This window comes from Mucilaginibacter sp. (assembly GCF_039921305.1).
Taxonomy (GTDB): Bacteria; Bacteroidota; Bacteroidia; order Sphingobacteriales; family Sphingobacteriaceae; genus Mucilaginibacter.
Window position 1 is genome coordinate 14,451 of the sequence record NZ_JBDSCA010000041.1, and the last position, 19,042, is coordinate 33,492.

Consider the following 19,042-nt stretch of genomic DNA (forward strand, 5'->3'; position numbering starts at 1 on the left):
TTTAATTCCCTTACGGCGATAATAGGAAAATTAGTCACAGGTATGACAAATAGACAGAGGTGATTGACCATTCGTAAATAAATATCACTCCCTCTTTAGCGGGTCAAAGCCCTTTTCTATATTTGCCATTCACACAATTACTATGGCAGACGAAAAGATCATTTTTTCAATGGCTGGGATAAATAAAGTTTATCCCCCACAAAAACAGGTTTTAAAAAATATATACCTCTCCTTTTTTTACGGAGCTAAAATTGGCGTTATCGGTTTAAACGGTTCGGGTAAATCATCCGTATTGAAAATTATTGCCGGTTTGGATAAATCATACCAGGGTGAGGTAGTTTTCTCTCCCGGATATACGGTTGGTTATTTAGCCCAGGAACCAGAACTGGATCCTGAAAAAACCGTACGCGAAGTTGTGGAAGAAGGCGCATCAGAAACCACTGCCGTTTTAAAGGAATATGAAGAGATCAACGAAAAATTCGGCTTACCCGAGTATTACGAGGATGCCGATGCTATGGATAAACTCCTAAACCGCCAGGGCGAACTGCAAGATATCATAGATGCCACCAACGCCTGGGAACTGGATACCAAATTAGAACGTGCTATGGATGCGCTGCGTTGCCCAGATCCGGATACTAAAATCGCTGTCCTTTCGGGAGGTGAACGCCGCCGGGTAGCTTTGTGCCGTTTATTGCTGAAAGAACCGGATGTTTTATTACTGGATGAACCTACCAATCACCTGGATGCCGAATCTATTGATTGGCTGGAGCAACATTTAAAACAATATAAAGGAACCGTTATCGCGGTAACGCACGATAGGTATTTCTTAGATAACGTTGCCGGATGGATCTTAGAACTGGATCGTGGCGAAGGTATCCCGTGGAAAGGTAATTACTCATCGTGGTTAGATCAAAAATCAAAACGTTTAGCCCAGGAAGATAAAACCGAAAGCAAACGCCAAAAAACTTTAGAGCGCGAGTTAGAGTGGGTACGCATGGGACCAAAAGGCCGACACGCTAAAGGCAAGGCACGTTTATCAAACTATGAAAAATTAGCCGCTGAAGACGGAAAAGAACGCGAGGAAAAATTGGAGCTCTTTATCCCGCCGGGCCCACGCTTGGGTAATGTAGTGATAGAAGCAACTAACGTAACCAAAGCTTATGGCGATAAGATCTTGTTCGATAACCTGAGTTTCTCTTTACCACCTGCTGGTATAGTAGGCATCATCGGGCCAAATGGCGCGGGTAAAACTACTTTGTTCCGTTTAATTACCGGGCAGGAGCAGCCAGATTCAGGCACTTTCCGCGTAGGCGATACCGTTGCTTTGGGTTATGTAGATCAAATGCACGATGATCTTGACCCTAATAAATCTGTTTGGGAAAACATTACCGATGGCAACGAAACCATATTATTAGGTAACCGTCCGCTAAATTCGCGCGCCTACGTTTCCAAGTTCAACTTCAACGGCGGCGATCAACAGAAAAAGGTAAACGTGCTATCGGGTGGTGAACGTAACCGTGTTCACTTAGCCATCACATTAAAAAAAGGCTCCAACGTATTATTACTGGATGAGCCTACGAATGATATCGACGTAAATACCCTGCGTGCCCTGGAAGAAGCATTAGAAAACTTTGCAGGCTGCGCGGTTGTGATCAGTCACGATAGGTGGTTTTTAGATCGTATCTGTACCCACATTTTAGCCTTTGAAGGCGAATCGCAAGTTTACTTTTACGAAGGTAACTATAGTGATTACGAAGAGAACCGCAAAAAACGCCTCGGCGATATTGCTCCAAAACGCATAAGGTACAAAAAAATAGCCGGATAGTTTAAATAGGAAAGGCCCCGATATTCGGGGCCTTTCCTATTTAAACTATATTATTTACTTCACCCCAAACGGAGTAACCAACGGTAACACCTGAGCGTAAGTTAATGGTTCATCAAACGCTTCGGTAATTGCGTTTGTAGTAAATTTAGCCCCGGTAACCGGATTGATCAACGTAGTCAGATCAACACCACCCTGGTTGGTATTATCTTCACCTGCATAGTTAGCTGCAATACCAGCGAAGCCTGTATCATTGGCACCTGTTATCCATGCTTTTGGAGATGTACCAGATGCTCTGCGGATGCCGCGGATGTGTGCAGCGTGGCGGGCTTCAACAGAGTGGATGTTCAAAGCAGCCGTTAATACCACCTGGTTGCCAATAATGTTTGGAGCCTGGCCTTTATAAGCACGTACGCCTGTGTCTTCAAAAGCGTTTGCTACTATTAAAAAGGTAGCGTAATCTTTTGTTGCAAAGTAATTTGGCAAAGTGCCACCTGCGGTCCAATCATAAGTACCATTGGTACCTTGCGTGGTTTGAACTACCGCAGCCGAACCTAAAACAGATTTCAGGAAAGAAACGTGTGCGTTTTCGTGTGACGCTATCAATTGAAAAGCTGGCAAATCTGCAGCGGGTATTAACCCTGTTGTTGCAATGGCAGTGTTATAAAAAGCAGCCTCCAGGTACTCTAACTTCAAAGCGAAGTTCAAGGTACCGTTTACATCACCAACCGTTGTTTGGCCGTAAGCTTTGTTGAATAACGATCCTAAAGCGAATGGCAAAGCAGCCATGGCAATTTTTGAACCGTAACCGGTCAAGTTTTTTATCGCTTCGCGACGTGGGCTGAACCTTTCATTCAATTCAGGATCAACTTTCTCTAATTCTTCTATTATACTGAAAATATTCATGGCGATTTGTTTTTAAGGTAATTTTGATGCTGAAATTGATGTGGTTAGGTAAACTGCAACAATGGGCAGTACCTCTGATGGTTTGCGTGATTTATCAAGGGCGTTAGTTGTATCAACCACAGTTGAGTCTGCAAACGAGTTAGCCGTGATCATATCACGAATAAAAGCGGCATGCCGCGCTTCAACCGAAACTATTTTACCGGCAAGGGTTAAGTAAGTTGGGTTTGTCATCACATAAGCAACACCGTTATAAGCCGATACACCGGTATCTTCAAAACCCTTTGCTGCCGCTAATACGGCCGCCTTGCTGGTGAAATCAATAGAACTAAAGTTAACACCCAATGCAGGGATAGCGCTTGTACCCAAAGCAGCCTTTAAAAACTCCCTGTGTAATACTTCGTGATCGCGGATATCGGTGAATGCCGATAATTCGGCAGCCGTCATCCCACTATAAGGACTTGCTACCACTTTAATGTAAAAGGCAGCCTCTAATTGCTCTAATGCATAGGCATAATTTAAAACGCCTATATCACCGCTGCCAACATCAATTGTTGAGTTTGTTACAGTATCATCATGCTTTTTACATGCGGCAAGTACGCCTACAGCCGCTGCACCGGCTCCGGCAAAACGCAAAAACGATCTTCTTTGCATTTTAGCATTCAAGGCTCCCTGATCTTCAATGAGCTGCTCATCCTTTTTTTCTAAAGTTTCCATAAGTTAGTGGCTTTTAAAATATTGGTTAATTTTATTCCTGTTTAGTTATATTAAACTACGCAGGATAATCTCACACAGTTTTTTCAAAAGCCGTATAAATCAGACAATAAGCAAAACCACTGGTTGTGTTTATTATTAAAACTAAAGGGTATGTTCAAGCGTATATGCTTCGTGTGCAGCTAAAAGTTTATCACATTATTCCTTATAAAGAATACCAATTGTATAAACCTTATTTACTACTTTTGCAAAATATAAGCGCAACTATTACGTTATAAAATCAATGTATATACTCATATTTTTCCTCGCTCACTGGTTTCTGTCATTGTTTTTCCAGACTTTCTTTTTGCACAGGTATGCATCACACCGTATGTTTACCACAAGCAAGTGGTTTGAGCGTGTTATCTATTTTTTAGATTACATCTGTTTAGGATCTTCTTTCCTTAACCCACGCGCATACGCTTTAATGCACCGTGAGCACCATGCTTATAGCGACACCGAAAAAGATCCGCATTCACCACACTTTTTTGAGGATGTTTTCCGTATGATGTGGTCAACCGTATTAACCTATGGCGACCATTTAAAAAGATTAAAAGAACCAGAAGCACGCTTTGCAGGTAATATCCCTGAGTGGCCTTTGATAGATAGGATAGGATCAAGCATCGCATCGCGTATTGTATTCGGTGGTTTATACACCTGGTATTATATCGCTTTCGCGACGGAATGGTGGATGTACCTTTTGTTACCTATCCATTATTTAATGGGACCGATACACGGAGCCATTGTAAACTGGTGCGGCCACAAATACGGTTATTCAAATTTTGATAATAACGACAAATCAAAAAATAGCACCCCGTTTGATTTTTTAATGCTTGGCGAGTTGTTCCAAAACAATCACCATAAGCATCCAAATAGTGCCAACTTCGCTAAAAAATGGTTTGAGATCGATCCGGTTTACCCGATAATGAAGGTAATGCACTGGGTGCGGTTGATCAATATCCGCAAAGCGATATAAATATTTCAAACAAATAATAAGAAAGGGATAAGCCAAACGCTTATCCCTTTCTTATTACACGGTATTTATTAATACAGTGTTAACTATTCTTTATCAAATCAATTCCAATTGAATACTCATTGAATTTTATATTCCTTTGCGCCAAACGGTATAACTGGCAATGCAATCCCTACTGAAATTTTTATATTATATCTCAGTATCTATTATTGTGTTGCTGCCTATAGTTGGCAGTTTTGTATCGGCAAAGCATCGCCACTTACATCACCATTCGGCGTCACACAGCTTTTCACGTCAGGATGCCCATATTGACCATTACATTCCAGATCATCATTGGGATATTATTAAAAATAAGCGTCTTTCAAGGCCGCCGGTAACGTTTAAGCTGAGGATGATCCCTGTAATAGCGCTCGCATTTATATTCTCTTTTCTTGGCTTTAAGTTATGGGATGATGGGCGCGATCTCCACTATTATATCTTACGAAAACCTGGTTCACCCGTATTCCCCAGATACATTGCCTACCGAACATTTTTGATCTGATCCTTCTCCACGGTTTTTTAGCCACAGTTCAATTAATAGTTTATTTCGTGAATCGCTGACTGTCTCTTTTTTAGAAAACGGAGCTGGCTGGCATCTTATTTATTTTATGAATTTCGGAGAAGATTTAAGCCTGCAGGTAATGCTGGTTAATAAAGCATATCATCAATTTTTATTGAAATTTTTTAAAGACATCGATGTTTACCAACACCTGCAAATCATCGTATTGATCAATCGCCTGGGGGGTAAATGCACGCAGAAGGAGTTATGCGTACAACTATATATCGAAAAATCGTACATGGTGAAGATCATTGATACCCTGGAGCAAAAAGATTATATAATTAAGGTTGTGAACTATAAAGACAGGCGCAGCAACCTGATCAGCCTTACACCTAAAGCTCTTGAAATTATCGAGACGTTTAATAACCACATGGAAAATTTTACCGATACCATGGGTAAACACTTAACCTGGCAGGAACGCCACGATTGTGTGAGAACGTTGAAATTGGTTACCGAAAATTTTAAGGAGCTTAATGTTGAATAGTTGAAAATACGCGTCAGAGTATCATAAACAACATATTCTGGTATATAATACCCAATAATAGTTCACCCATTGAACTATTGGTAATAATGGTTTTAAAAACATATGATAGTTTAATAACCTCCAAAAATCTTTTAAAACTTTAGGCTGGGATAGCTTTGCACCAACAAAAGAAGCGTGAAAAAACTATCCTTAATTATTGTAGCATTATTGATTTTCGTGTTCATAGGTAACGCGGGCTACGCACAAAGCACAGGTAAAATTTCCGGTAAAATTACCGATCAAAAATCAGGCGAGGCCTTAATTGGGGCTACAGTTTTGATTCAATCAAACGGTAAAGGGGCATCCGCCAATGTAAACGGCGAATACACCCTAACCTTAGTACCGGGTACATACACCCTGCTCATTAAATATGTTGGGTATCAAAGTAAATCGATATCTGATGTATTAATTATGGCCGGTAAAACAACCGAATTGAACGTGATATTGAGTGAATCAAAATCGCAAACATTAAAGGAGGTAACCATTAAAGCTACTTTTAAACAAGAGTCGGTTAATTCTTTATATGCGGCTCAAAAAAATAATGCTGCCGTTACTGATGGTATAACTGCCGAAACCATTAAGCGTTCGCCGGATAAAAGCGCTTCTGAAATATTAAGACGAGTGAGCGGTGCAACTATTCAGGATAACAAATTTGTTGTAGTGCGTGGTCTGAGCGACCGGTATAACAACGCTATGCTTGATGGTTCATCACTGCCAAGTACCGAGCCTAACCGCAAAGCCTTTTCATTCGATATTGTACCTGCAAATTTGATCGATAATATCATTATCAACAAAACCGCTACACCTAACCTTGCCGGTGATTTTGCAGGTGGCACAATACAAATTGTAACTAAAGATATTCCGGATGAAAACTTTATCAGCGTCAATATCGGTTTAGGTTACAATACCAATACTACTTTCCAGGATTTTAAAAGCGGTTACAGAAACCTGTCGGATTATTTTGGCTTTGATGATGGATCGCGTGCGTTGCCATCTAATTTTCCTTCGCTAACTAAAATACAAAGTGGTACCCTAACCAGGGAACAGGGTACAGCAGCTTTAAGTACATTAAATCCTAACTTTAATGTATATAATTTTACTGCGATACCCAATCAAAATTATCAGGTATCATTAGGTCGTGTAAAAGAGATCGGTAAAAATGGCAATCGTTTAGGCGCAATATTCGCCATAACTTACCGCAATTCGCAACAAACTATTACTAATGGTATAGTTGATTTTAACGCTTATCAATATAACGATTCTAAATACAGGTTTTCGACCAGCATTGGAGGTTTGGCTAACTTTGCTTACAACTATGGCAAAAACCGCATCACATTTAAAAATATTTACAACCGTACTTTTGACGATCAGTATTTATACCGAACAGGTCTAAACGAAAGTACCGGAAACTTAAACCAGTTTACAGCTTTTGACCTCAGCGAAAAGGGACTTTACAAAGGGACCTTACAAGGCGATCATGGTTTGGGCGGCAATTCAAAACTAACCTGGGTTGGCAGTTATAGCAACATAACCAATACACAGCCCGATCAGCGCAAAACAAATTACGCGTTAAAAGATGCTACAGGCTACTCTGCCGATATATTTTCGTTGGGAAAACAAAACGCGAGGTTATTTGCTGAACTGAACGAAAATATATTTTCGGGACAGGTTGATTACAGCCTTCCGTTTGAGATGTTCAAACAAAAAACAACCTTCAAGGCAGGTGTATTGTCACAATATCGCGATCGTACCTATTCACCAAGATTCTTAGGACCGGTTTTAGCACTATCAACAGATCCCGCAGCTTTACAGATATCTTATCTGCCTCTAAACCGCATATTTAGTCGCAGCACAATCAACCAGGGTTTTTATAGTTTGGCAGATCAGACCTTACCTGCTGATCCTTACACGGCAAAGGTTTACACAAACTCAGGATATGCCATGTTGGATAACAAATTTGGCGAGAAGGCGAGATTGGTATGGGGTTTACGTGTAGAAAAATTCAATTTGCGCCTGGTAGATAAAGACTCATTCATTATTGATGCTGTGCTTGACGATATTAACTTTCTACCTTCTGCAAACTTTACTTACAGTATAACACCTAAAGCAAACTTCAGGTTATCGTATTCACGTACAGTTGCCAGACCAGAATTAAGGGAGCTATCAGAAGGGTCATATTATGATTATGAGCTTTTGGCAAATATCCGAGGTAACCACAACTTAAAAAGTACACAAATACATAATGTGGATATACGTTACGAGTTCTATCCGGGTGCCGGGCAGATCATGTCGGTATCAGGATTTTATAAAAACTTTAAAAATGCCATTGAGCGGACAAATGATGATAAATTATCAACCACAGACATCATTTATTTTAATACAGCCAATTCTGATAATTATGGTATTGAATTTGAGCTTCGCAAAACGCTTGACTTTATTTCGGGTAGCTTAAAAAATACCACAGCTTATACCAACCTTGCCTTTATAAGCTCTAAAGTGAGCGATCCTGACTTAAATAACTTGCCCGGTGGCTCAAGGCCCATGGTAGGGCAGGCGCCATATGTAATTAATGCCGGCTTGCTGCAAACTGCTTACAATAATAAACTAAGCATTAACGCGCTGTACAACCGGGTTGGCCCACGCATCTTCTCGGCACAGGGAACGCAATACCCATCTATTTACGAAGCTCCGAGGGATGTGTTAGATATCCAGCTTGGCTTACGTGTACAAAAAAACAAAGGTGAGTTCAAATTAAACGCCAGCGACCTGCTAAACCAGAATACTTTATTTTATTATAAAGATGACATCAGTACCTATCATTTAGCCACAGGTGGGGCCATTATCAATAAATATAAAACTGGTTCAACATTTAGCTTATCCTATTCCTATACTTTTTAACCATTCATATAATTAAAACAATCAATAAAAGTAGAAATCAACTTTTAAAAAAAATCAACATGAAAAAAAGTTCACTAATTGTAATGTTCATCGCGGCAGTTTTCTTGTCCGCGTGTACTAAAAACAATAACCTGGAAGAAACTCCGGTTGTTGTTACACCATCAAACACGGTAGAAGTTACCGGTGACATCTCGGCTAACACTAACTGGACCGCAGACAAAATTTACTTGTTAAAAGGATTTGTTTACGTAACTAACGGTGCAGTATTAACTATTGCCCCTGGTACTATTATTAAAGGTGATAAACCTACAAAAGGTACCTTAGTTGTAACCCGTGGCGCAAAAATTATGGCTGTTGGTACTTCAACTAATCCAATTGTGTTTACATCAAATGTTGCAGCAGGTGGTCGTTCAGCAGGCGATTGGGGTGGTATTATCATTTTGGGTAAAGCTCCGGTTAACCCTACAACTACTCCGAATATCGAAGGTGGCTTAGTACCAACAGCTGGTGGCGATGTTGCTAAGTATATCCAATACGGCGGTACCGATGCTGCTGATAACTCTGGTGCATTATCTTACGTACGTATAGAATACGCTGGTATTCCTTTTTCACCGGATAACGAGATCAACGGTTTAACTATGGGTGGCGTAGGCTCTGGTACAACTTTAGATTATATTGAAGTTTACCGCTCTGGCGATGATGCATATGAATGGTTTGGTGGTACTGTTAACGCTAAACACTTATTAGCTATAGGTACTACTGATGATGATTTTGATACCGATTTTGGTTACTCTGGTAAGGTGCAATTTGGTTTAGCACAACGCGCACAGGTTGTTGCCGATTTCTCTGGTTCAAATGGTTTTGAATCTGATAACGATGCAACAGGTTCAAACAATAGCCCGCAAACAAGAGCGGTTTTCTCTAACATGACAATTGTTGGCCCTATTTTGACTGTTACCGCATCAGGTGGTAGCTTGTCTAACTTGAATGCTAACTTCCAGCACGCTGCACAAATCCGTCGTAACTCATCTATCAGCATAGCTAACTCATTATTTACCAATTATTTTGAAGGTATTTATATTGACGAAAGCACTGTAGTTACACCAGGCGCTACTACTACCAACTACACCAGCGGCGGTATTGTATTTACCGATAACATTATTTATAACTGTAATGCAAAAGGTAACGAAGTTAAGGCCAGCAATGCAGCAAGCAAGTTGTTATTTGAAGCCGACATGCGTGCTAAAAATACTTTTGATGCAACTAAATCAGCTTTAGATTTATTTACTGATCCATTGAAATACGGTACAGATTTTAAAGCAAGTACTAACGCTTATTTTGGTGCTCCTAACTTTACTTTAAAAGCGGGTGTTGTAGCTTTAACAGGCGCAGTATTTACTAACGCTAAATTTGCTGACGCGTTTTTTGAAAAAGTTGCTTACCGTGGCGCTTTCGGAACAACCGATTGGTCTACAGGTTGGGCTAACTACGATCCACAAAATTTGCCTTACACTACTCCAGGCGCTGTTAAATAATATAGACGTTTAAAAAGAAAGCCAGCTTATCAAATAAGCTGGCTTTCTTTGTTTAGTTGAAGTGCTATTCTAGTTCTGCGTAAGTGTTAACCTAACCGTATCCGCCTGCATGGCTGTAAATATGCCATAGCCATTGGTTACATTAGTTGGCGGGTTAGTCAGTTTTTGCGATGTAGTATTGGCGTTGCTGCTCAACACGTCAATATACTCTTTATTCACACTGTATAATATAATACTGTAGGTACCCAGGTAATTAAATATGCGGTAATAAACATCATAAAAAGATGCTTGTTTAGCATTTAAGGTGAAATTGACAGCGCTGTTCATATAAGCGTGAATATTGAAGGGACTATCTTGGTCGTTCTTAAAAACCAATAAGTGGTATAGTGAATCCGGATTGTCCCATTTTAATGTGAGCGCGGGTACTTCTGTAACACCGGGAGTAGTAGTAATGGTGAAGGGCAGGTTTAATGATGTTGCCGATTCTGTATAATTACCTGGTTTGGCAGGCATTAATGTACTTGCCGATACCTGCATGTTGTTGTACGTGAATTTTACGCTATACGTTTTACCTGCTGCCAAAAAGCTTGAATTATTATAAGCGTAGTTACCCGGGGCGTTTTCCGTTAAGGTTACAGTTTGGGTGCCGTTTGATAAGGTGAGGGTTAAGCCGGTAATTGGGCTGCCGTAAGTAGCGGTATCGGTAATATCTTTTTGCTGATAAACCTTTACATTAATAGGTTGGCCCGGCATCAGGTAACTGATAACAACCGGCCAATCGGCAAGGCTGGTGGTTGTTTCTGTTTTATTGCAAGATGCGAAAAGTAAAGCGCATACAACTATTATTAAATACGATACCCGTTTATCTGTTATTTCCATTTTAAGCTTAATGTGATGTTGGGCGTAAACCCTAAATATTTTACTGTTGTGGTTACAACCTGGTTACTTTGAATATAGTATTCGTTATACCAGGTGTTTACGTGGTTATATACATTGAAAAGCGACAGGCCAATGCTGCCGGTTTTTATCCCGTCAAACTTCAATATATCATAAGTTGCTGATAGATCTAAGCGGTGATAGGCGGGCAAACGTTCCCCATTTTTTTCGCTGATGGATAAGTAGGTAGTTTTAGTGCCGTCCAGTCCCGTTAAGGTATAGCTACCCAATGGCGCGGTATAAGGGTGCCCTGTACTGGCTATGAATACCGCCGAAAAACTCCATCGCTGCAAATGATACATGTTGATGGATTTAAACTCGTTTGTAATATCTTGATTGGACGAAAAATAATCCGTACCGTAAGCATCAAACTTGCTCTTGGCTTCACCCAAAGTATAGCTTATCCAACCTGTGTACGATCCCGATTTTTTCTGTAATAAGAATTCGATACCTTTCGCGTAGCCGATGCCACTATAAAAATCCTGGGTTAATGTAGTAGCCGTAGTTGCACCGCCAAAAGCCCCCCGGCCACCACCACCGCCACCGGTTTGGCGGATAGAGTATTCTGTAAGGCCGTTCAGGTTTTTGTAGTAAGCTTCTACGTTAAATAAAAAGTTATCTGTTTCGTAATTGAAGCCTGCGATAAAATGATCGGCCCGGCTTACCGGGATATTGCTCTGGTTGGCCAGTACCCAAAAGTTTTTATCGCCGCCTACAATATCTTCGCGCACAACCTGGTTGGTGTATTGATAAAAACGGCCGATGGCGCCCTTAAAGTTAAACTCTTTGGTGAGTTGGTAAGTCCCGGAAAAGCGTGGTTCAAGGTACATCTTCCCCGTCGGACTAAAATAAGTGCCACGTAAACCCGGTTGCAGGTGCAGCTTGCTTGTTGGGTCAAGTTCAAGTTCAGTATATCCGCCGCTTATCACCCCACGGTTATCCTGACTGATCAATTTGCTCGTGTCGTTCTGTGTATAATTATATTGAATGTGCAGCAACGAGCCATAACCACCGTAAATCAATTTTACTTTTGATGTAGCCTGGTATTCCCAATCCGATTTCAAACTAAAATCCCGCAATAAATTATGTTCCGTTATCCCATTAAAAAACTTGGTGGTAAGGCCGCTATCGCTATACGAGCCTGATGTTCCGCGGGTACGATCGCTAAAAAACTCCGAATAGGTAAAAAGCGTATTGGCAAAAAGCTTGCGGCCTATAATGCTTGTCCACTTTAAACTCGCGCCCGTATTGCCCGATTTTGAATTATCATCAATGCTTAACGCGGTAGAAGTGCTGGTGGAGTTAAACGAGGGTAAAGTCATGTCGCGACTATTATTAAGATCGTCCGAACCGTTGTATACGCTTAACGCGAAGGTGTTTTGTTTAGATGGCGTAAACACATATTTAGCATTCAAATCGTAAAAGCTGGACGATGGCGTAACCTGGTTAAACCCACGGTTGCCACCTGGCCTTCTGCCTCCTCCGGGCCCAGTGCTTGGTGGGGCATTGTTTACGGTTGCTGTGTTAAATTGCCCGAAGATCTTATCATACAAAGGCCCTTGATATGATCGCCGTGCGGCAACCAATAACGATGAGTTAGTGCCTATCGGTGTTTCGGCATAGATATTGGTACTCAGCAAACTCAAATCGCCACCAATATTGGTTTCTTTTTTATTGCCATCCTTACCGGTGATCACAGTCACGCTGGATAAGCGCCCACCGTATTTGGATGAGAAACCACCTTTATACAGTTCTACATCGCGCACGGCATTGCTGTTAAAAGCGCTGAAAAAGCCATACAAGTGATCAACCTGGTAAACGGTGAACCCATCAAAAGTTACCAGATTCTGATCTGGAGTACCACCCCGAACATATGCGCCTGACGATGATTCATTAGTGGCGCTCACCCCCGGCATCAATTGGAAGGCCCGCATTACATCGCGTTCGCCAATATTGGGCAGCTTATCTAAGGCCGATGGCGCTAATTGCAGTACGCTCACTTTTTTGCTATCCGTATTTAATACGCCTGTTTTTTTACCATTAATGTTCACCTCGGTCAAAGCGTTCATGGATGGGAAGAGGGATAAGGTTAAAGTGCTGTCGATATTTTTAGGACTTAACCTGAAAGCATCTGGCTGATAGCCCACAAAAGAAACTTCCAGAGCCACTGTATCTGATGGTACATTCAGCAAAGTAAAATTACCACTGATGTTGGTTTGTGTGCTAACCTGTGTATTTCTTACTTTAACGGTAGCTCCGGGTAACGATTCACCGGTATTCTGATCGGTAACACGGCCAATAACCGCGAAATCAAAATGCCGGGGCGGGCCTTTTGGCGCTTCAAGCGGGGCTGCCTTGATCAATACGATGTCTTTACGGAAGTTTTTTAGATTTTTTAAATGCGGCAGGTCATCCGGTTTTTGCAGAATGTAGATGGTGCCATCGTTTTCTATCCAGTATTGCAGGCCGTTTTCCTGGCAAACAAACTTGAGTACATCCCTTAACGATTCATTAAAAAACCGGTTGTTCACATCCATGGATTGGATAGCATCCTTATCATAAAATATGGGCAGCCTATATTGCATGGATAGGGTATCCAGCATCTGATTAAGGGTACAGGTAAAAAAATGGCTGATCACCGTTTTTTTGAGTATCTGCTTGGTTTGCTGCGCTTGTGCGGAGTTGCCATAAATTACAATAAATATAACCAGGGCGGGGAGAATTCTTTTCATTAATAGCGATACGGTCAAATGTGATAGTTGCCGTAAAACTCTTTTCCCAAAATGAAATTTAGATGAATTTTATCTTGTAAGTATCTTCTTATAGGTGTTTTAATGTGTTTTTAACCTTTTTTAACATTAGTATATAATGCCTTTTCAAATGGCATTATATACGGCGTGCTCAAATGTAAAACGCAGGCTGGCTATACTTTATCCCGAAAAGCATAAACTTTCTATTAGCGAACGTAGCGGAATCTTCACGTCCGATCTTATCATATATTTAAGCTGATATAAAAGGGTGTTTATACCCTTGAGCAGGCTACGTTAAAGGATGATCTGATATTTAGATTTTTTACAGCTGTTACTAACGGCCATTCCACCCATCGACTATAATATCGATGCCGGTTACGAATGAACTTCCCTGTGAAGCAAGAAACAAGGTAGCATTTGCAACTTCTCTGGTTTACGTAAACGACCCACCAGGGTTTTCCCAAGCATATAATCTGCCCACGTCCCTCCATTGCAAGATGCTTGGTCATACCAACAATTCCCATTTTGGCTGTTGCATGGCCGCCCGCCCAAGGTTTTGAATACATTGTGACCCGAAAACTCAAAACAATTTTGTCAGCACAATAAAAGGCCCTAACAGGTATTTTGATCATAGCCCATCACTGTTCACCTGCCCCGGATCTGCCACGTCACTCGTAGCAGGAGGCGAGTTCAGGATAATGGGGGCAATGTAGCGTGTTGGTACCCAAACTTCAAGCTCAGCCAAGCCAACTTTATTTTGCGGCTTGAATTTAGATGAAGTCATATAGTCGAGAACAGATTTCCGCAGCGATTCGGCTGTCGGTTTTTGTTCCATTCCTTTATCAGAAAGGTCGAAAGACGTCACCATTAGTTTGCCGTTTCCTACCTGGCATTCAAACAACATCGAAAGCCGCAGGTTGCGGTTCCAATCGTCGATCGGCTGAACTACCGAAGTCAATACAGGTGGTAAGGCTTCCATGTTCATCGCTACGGTCTTTGGGAGCAAGTTTACCCACTGCCAATCGCAATGATCTTCGGTAGGGAATCCGGTAAGGGCACCGTGTTTGGATTCGTTTAGGAGCCCTAACATCCATGTACGGCTTGGGTTCATTAGCCGGTTCCAGAAGATGGGCGAAGTGGTTAAAGCCAAGTCGCTCGAAGGTTTATCTGGGGTGCCCGATAGGAATAAAACTTTACCGCCTTTTGTCAGGTGATCTTTTGTCTCCTCCCAGGAGTTTGAAACTAAAATCCCTGGGGGAACTTCGGTTTTGATCGCCGCAGGATAAAGCCAAAACGTCCAGTGATTGCTAAAACTGGTCCCGGCAAGTTCTAAAACGAGCGAATAGCATGCTGGTGCAGGCAAATTAGCGAGGGAAGCCGAAATGGTCCCCAGTATTTGCCCACTGCCACGCGCCACATTGCAAGTTGCAAGGTTGCCGGTCACCATCGTTTTTCCCTTGTTGTTCAATATTCGCCAGGTGGGTATCACTCCTGTTAGTTGTGCAGGTCCGTAATGTGCTACTTCAGCGCTTGATACCAAGCTTTGATCGGTTGTGAAAATGCGGTCTTTTAACCGGATAAGTGGAACTGTGGTGTTATTAAAGCGCTTAAACTCTTCAGCGGTAACATAGCCTTTTTCTTCCCAGAAAGCGTCGAGCATGCCAATGAGTGCACCGCCCTGACCGAGATAATCATGCAGATCCAGCAACTCATACCCCGAATAGGATTTGGTACGCAGCAGGGCTTCGATCTCTTCCTTATAGCAAGCTACCTGGAATTTGCCCGAAGCATGGGCAAGGCTTTTGTTTTGGATTAAGAGGCCATGCGCTCTGGCACTGTCTCGCATAATAATATAATTGCCGGGTTGCATATAAGGGACTTTTCCCCAACCTATACCATTAGGGAAAGCCGCATATTTAGCCTGTTTCCCGTTAAACTTTTCGATGATACTAAAATCAGGATAAGCGCAGTATTGGCCTATTTCATGTCCGATACACGGAACGGTAGTGCCCCGGCGTACGGTGTTCAAGCTCTCTTCATAATCGGACCCGAACCAGCCCTTCGGGCCACGCGCAGGGCTCCCGGTTACCAAATAGTCAGCGGCAAAGGGTGTACCTGCACCTGATGGCGGAGCGGCCCACCTACCTGGTCCATCCGTATAAAGACGGCGGGAATCAGCTTCCCTCCAGGCTATGTCCCATCCGGGCAGTTGTTTAGCGTAATTGCCAGCCGGTTCATTAGTGGCGCCAAGCATGATCAAAGATGGATGATTACCGTAAGCCTTGAGCAGGCGGGCTGTTTCTTCGTTCAGGAGGGCAAACATGGCACCCTCTTTATCGAATGCGTTCCACATGCCACATTCCGGCTGAAGGTAGAAGCCCAGCTCGTCGGCAGCAGTAAATGCCGCTTCGGGTGGGCACCAGGAATGGAAGCGCATGCCATTGAGGCCCCAATCTTTGCAAATGCCAATGATCTTTTTCCAGGTGGTTACATCAGTCGCGGGATAGCCGGTTAACGGGAACCCGCCGCCATCGTGTGTGGCACGTAATTGCAATCGCTCTCCGTTCAGTAAAATCAAGTTACCATCAGCCTTGATCTCGCGCATGCCGAAAGTAACGTGTTTTTGGTGGTCCGCCTGATCACCGCTAAGGGTTAATGTTAAATGCTGAAGTTCGGGCCTGAACTCAGACCAATGGCTTGCATTAGGCATTGGCACCACGATTACTGATTTACCGCCACTCTCACTCCATGATATCGGCGTGGATACGCCCCCTGCGGATAGCGTGCCCTTTCCAGCTTTGCCCGTCACGTTGCCGATAGTGACGCGAACCTGAGCCGACTTTGCGGAGAGGTTTGGGAACACCTGAGCATCAGCGATCCAGACGGGTGACGTGGCCGATAATTCAATGCGGCCTACGATGCCGTTCCAGGTTGATCCTTCGCCATCAGAAACTGCGTGACCATCCGGACGGTAATCCGGTTTCAGCATACTGTTATCAATGCGGATAGTCAGAAGGTGCTTTCCCGGTTTTATTATTCCTAAGTCAAATTCATGCGGTGCCACAAGCGAACGGTTGCTCCCGATCAGCTTATCGTCCAGATAAACGTCGGTTTGCCAGCGCGTCCGCTCAAGCAATAATTCAATGCGTTTTCCTTCCCACTCTGCCTTAATCTCTATATCCTGTTGATACCAGGCCACGCCCAAATAATGGCGTACAGGCTGCGAAAGATATGGCACCTGTACATTGCCAGGCACTGTGTAAGCTTTATATTGAGGCAACAAATACCAGCGCATATCACGCGGAAGCGCCGCAACAAACTTGGTATCGGCGGTTATTTCGTCGCCATAGCCTTGAGTTTGCAGGATACCGGGCAATAGGATGTTGGCCTCCGCAGCCAAGGGCTTAGTGAACCAACCAGCATTAGCACCGGCATTGGTACGGTCCAGCGCAAATCGCCAGGTACCGGCTAATGAGATAGCACCGTCCACAGGTGGCTGGGCCGCTACCGATCTAGCGAATAGCGCGGTTTTTGGATAGAGTGCCGCTGCCGTTGTTACGATGCCAGCCGTGGCAAGAAAAGACCGGCGCGTCATCGGGATTTTTTTATAGTTGGTCATCGTTTCAAATATAAGGAAGTGATCGATTCAGATTATATCATAGGCTTGGCACCAGGCAACGGGTTTTTTGAATTTCAAAGAAACAATCTTTTGTGCAACAGCATCACAATAGATTACACAAAATATAATCATTATGATGCTGCTACTCAAAATTTTATTGTCGCTTTATGTGTTTTTAATTACCATAAAACGGATTTTTAGTAACCGAAGTTTTGTGACCAGTTTGAACGGGTCTTTAATTCGTTTTGAGGAATCGGCATCAACAGGTCGCGTTTAGTTGGAGCCTGGCCGTTAAGTTTCGAATGGTAATGCGTGTTAAATGCTACCAGAGTATTTACGGCTTCGGTTTCACCATATCGAACCAGATCAAAATATCTCCGGCCTTCGCCAATAAACTCATATTTCCGTTCCAACTTAATGTCGTCGAGTGTTGGAGCGGCCGCTAATATCGGTAAGCCCGCTCGGGTGCGGATCTTATCCACATATTGTTTCGCATCAGAAGCTTTACCATTTCTTACCAGGGCTTCGGCCAACAACAAGATGGCATCTGCATCCCTCAAAATAGGGAAGTTACGTGGCTGATCGTTCCATGCTTTTATGCTGGTATTTGTGTTATCCTTTTCAAGGAATTTGGTAATGATGTTTTTCTTTACAAAGGTTCGGGTAGGTACACTTGGCAAGCCGTTCCAGTAGCCCGTGTCAATACTTACAGAGAAGCGAAGATCTTTATTGGTTCTCATCGTTTTAACAAGGTCGCTGTCTACACGCATATCTTGTCCCTGTAGTGTATAAGAGGTATACATCCATTCGGGAAATGGAGTTCCTGACGAGCCCGTACTGGTGGCGTAACCGGCTAAACTTGAACCCAAATTAAGTCCGCCCGATGCGAATTGAATGGAGAACAAGTCATATTTATTCTCATTAGCTAAAGTAAATAATCCAGCATATGTTGGTGAGAAACGTGCATTTACATCGGCAATGATGCTGGTTAGAACCGTTTCTGCCTTCGCATATGCAGTGGCATCGTTTAACGGATAACCACCCATGGTTATATAAACCTGGCCAAGCAAGGCATTCGCAGCTAAACTACCAACGCGCCCAGCATCTGCGCCTGTGTAAACTTTATCCAGGTTAGCGGCAGCATATTGAAGGTCTGTGATTATTTGAGCGTAAATATCGCTTAGAGGTGCGCGAGGTAAAGCTATTGCCTCAGCATTTTCAATTGGTTTCGTGATCAATGCGGTTGGACCAAAAGATCTGGCCAGTTCAGAGTAAGCGTAGGCTCTTAAAAAGCAAGCTTCAGCACGATACCTTTTATACTGCCCTTCGGTAGTGTAGAACAACAAACTATTAGCGTCTTTAATGATCTGGTATAGTCGTGCGTAATTTGTAGAAACGGTTCCCGAATTGGCAGTGATCAAAAATTTACGAAAATCGAGCTGATCATTCTGTGCCGAAGTTTCCGCTGCAATGTAAAGCAAGTCAGACCTGTTTTCTGATGCCAGCCAAAAATAATCTGTTGCAAAATCAGTATTGGTTCCATTGCGTGCAAGGTGTGCATAAACGCCGATGATCGCTTGTTTGATCTCTATCTCGTTAGAATAAAAGGTATTCGATGTGTTATTTTCTATAGGTGCAATATCAATGTCTTTTTTGCAGGAACTGAATACTGCCATCATCAGCACGATCACAGTGATCCATTTTATATTTAATTGTTTCATTGTATGTCTTA

General features: G+C 42.6%; 12 protein-coding genes. 6 read left to right on the plus strand and 6 right to left on the minus strand.

The features are described 5' to 3' along the window. Nucleotides 1–142 precede the first annotated feature (142 nt). The gene (ettA, locus tag ABIN91_RS12020) at nucleotides 143–1,825 is read left to right on the plus strand and encodes an energy-dependent translational throttle protein EttA (protein WP_348051352.1); all 1,683 of its coding nucleotides are present in this window, start codon (nucleotides 143–145) and stop codon (nucleotides 1,823–1,825) included. Nucleotides 1,826–1,879: 54 nt separating this feature from the next. Here the strand turns inward: ettA and ABIN91_RS12025 are convergent, their stop codons facing one another. After that, nucleotides 1,880–2,728: a ferritin-like domain-containing protein gene (locus tag ABIN91_RS12025; RefSeq protein ID WP_348051353.1), complete on the minus strand. Its 849-nt coding sequence runs from the start codon at nucleotides 2,726–2,728 to the stop codon at nucleotides 1,880–1,882. 12 nt (nucleotides 2,729–2,740) lie between these two features. Beyond that, a complete protein-coding gene (locus ABIN91_RS12030) occupies nucleotides 2,741–3,442 on the minus strand; it encodes a ferritin-like domain-containing protein (protein WP_348051354.1) in 702 nt (233 codons plus the stop codon). A gap of 280 nt (nucleotides 3,443–3,722) precedes the next feature. On the opposite strand from ABIN91_RS12030, the gene ABIN91_RS12035 reads away from it, so the two are divergent. The 5 genes from ABIN91_RS12035 to ABIN91_RS12055 all read left to right on the plus strand — a co-directional run bounded on the left by ABIN91_RS12035 (nucleotide 3,723) and on the right by ABIN91_RS12055 (nucleotide 10,005). Then, entirely contained in the window at nucleotides 3,723–4,454 is a 732-nt protein-coding gene (locus ABIN91_RS12035) for an acyl-CoA desaturase (RefSeq protein WP_348051355.1), read from the plus strand. 160 nt (nucleotides 4,455–4,614) lie between these two features. Continuing rightward, nucleotides 4,615–4,992 (plus strand): hypothetical protein, encoded by a 378-nt coding sequence (locus ABIN91_RS12040; protein WP_348051356.1) that lies wholly within the window; start codon nucleotides 4,615–4,617, stop codon nucleotides 4,990–4,992. Between the two features lie 106 nt (nucleotides 4,993–5,098). Further along, entirely contained in the window at nucleotides 5,099–5,533 is a 435-nt protein-coding gene (locus ABIN91_RS12045) for a MarR family winged helix-turn-helix transcriptional regulator (RefSeq protein WP_348051357.1), read from the plus strand. A 174-nt stretch (nucleotides 5,534–5,707) separates the two neighbouring features. Beyond that, nucleotides 5,708–8,470, plus strand: a complete 2,763-nt coding sequence (locus ABIN91_RS12050) for a TonB-dependent receptor (RefSeq protein ID WP_348051358.1) — start codon at nucleotides 5,708–5,710, stop codon at nucleotides 8,468–8,470. A gap of 59 nt (nucleotides 8,471–8,529) precedes the next feature. Next, nucleotides 8,530–10,005: a hypothetical protein gene (locus tag ABIN91_RS12055; protein WP_348051359.1), complete on the plus strand. Its 1,476-nt coding sequence runs from the start codon at nucleotides 8,530–8,532 to the stop codon at nucleotides 10,003–10,005. Between the two features lie 69 nt (nucleotides 10,006–10,074). Here ABIN91_RS12055 and ABIN91_RS12060 read toward each other — a convergent pair whose 3' ends face one another. The 4 genes from ABIN91_RS12060 to ABIN91_RS12075 form a co-directional block, all read right to left on the minus strand. Next, nucleotides 10,075–10,884 (minus strand): DUF4249 family protein, encoded by an 810-nt coding sequence (locus tag ABIN91_RS12060; RefSeq protein ID WP_348051360.1) that lies wholly within the window; start codon nucleotides 10,882–10,884, stop codon nucleotides 10,075–10,077. After that, the gene (locus ABIN91_RS12065) at nucleotides 10,875–13,673 is read right to left on the minus strand and encodes a TonB-dependent receptor (RefSeq protein WP_348051361.1); all 2,799 of its coding nucleotides are present in this window, start codon (nucleotides 13,671–13,673) and stop codon (nucleotides 10,875–10,877) included. Before ABIN91_RS12065 ends, ABIN91_RS12060 begins: the two co-directional genes overlap by 10 nt. Before the next feature lie 646 nt (nucleotides 13,674–14,319). Further along, on the minus strand, nucleotides 14,320–17,310 hold the full coding sequence (locus ABIN91_RS12070) for a sugar-binding domain-containing protein (RefSeq protein ID WP_348051362.1): 2,991 nt from the start codon (nucleotides 17,308–17,310) through the stop codon (nucleotides 14,320–14,322). A gap of 197 nt (nucleotides 17,311–17,507) precedes the next feature. Next, nucleotides 17,508–19,031: a RagB/SusD family nutrient uptake outer membrane protein gene (locus ABIN91_RS12075; protein ID WP_348051363.1), complete on the minus strand. Its 1,524-nt coding sequence runs from the start codon at nucleotides 19,029–19,031 to the stop codon at nucleotides 17,508–17,510. Nucleotides 19,032–19,042: the final 11 nt, after the last annotated feature.

Bases quoted from the DNA above. Each gene is read 5' to 3' on its own strand.
- ettA (WP_348051352.1), top strand. From the start codon at position 143: ATGGCAGACGAAAAGATCATTTTTTCAATGGCTGGGATAAATAAAGTT.
- ABIN91_RS12025 (WP_348051353.1), bottom strand. From the start codon at position 2,728: ATGAATATTTTCAGTATAATAGAAGAATTAGAGAAAGTTGATCCTGAA.
- ABIN91_RS12030 (WP_348051354.1), bottom strand. From the start codon at position 3,442: ATGGAAACTTTAGAAAAAAAGGATGAGCAGCTCATTGAAGATCAGGGA.
- ABIN91_RS12035 (WP_348051355.1), top strand. From the start codon at position 3,723: ATGTATATACTCATATTTTTCCTCGCTCACTGGTTTCTGTCATTGTTT.
- ABIN91_RS12040 (WP_348051356.1), top strand. From the start codon at position 4,615: ATGCAATCCCTACTGAAATTTTTATATTATATCTCAGTATCTATTATT.
- ABIN91_RS12045 (WP_348051357.1), top strand. From the start codon at position 5,099: ATGAATTTCGGAGAAGATTTAAGCCTGCAGGTAATGCTGGTTAATAAA.
- ABIN91_RS12055 (WP_348051359.1), top strand. From the start codon at position 8,530: ATGAAAAAAAGTTCACTAATTGTAATGTTCATCGCGGCAGTTTTCTTG.
- ABIN91_RS12060 (WP_348051360.1), bottom strand. From the start codon at position 10,884: ATGGAAATAACAGATAAACGGGTATCGTATTTAATAATAGTTGTATGC.
- ABIN91_RS12065 (WP_348051361.1), bottom strand. From the start codon at position 13,673: ATGAAAAGAATTCTCCCCGCCCTGGTTATATTTATTGTAATTTATGGC.
- ABIN91_RS12070 (WP_348051362.1), bottom strand. From the start codon at position 17,310: ATGACCAACTATAAAAAAATCCCGATGACGCGCCGGTCTTTTCTTGCC.
- ABIN91_RS12075 (WP_348051363.1), bottom strand. From the start codon at position 19,031: ATGAAACAATTAAATATAAAATGGATCACTGTGATCGTGCTGATGATG.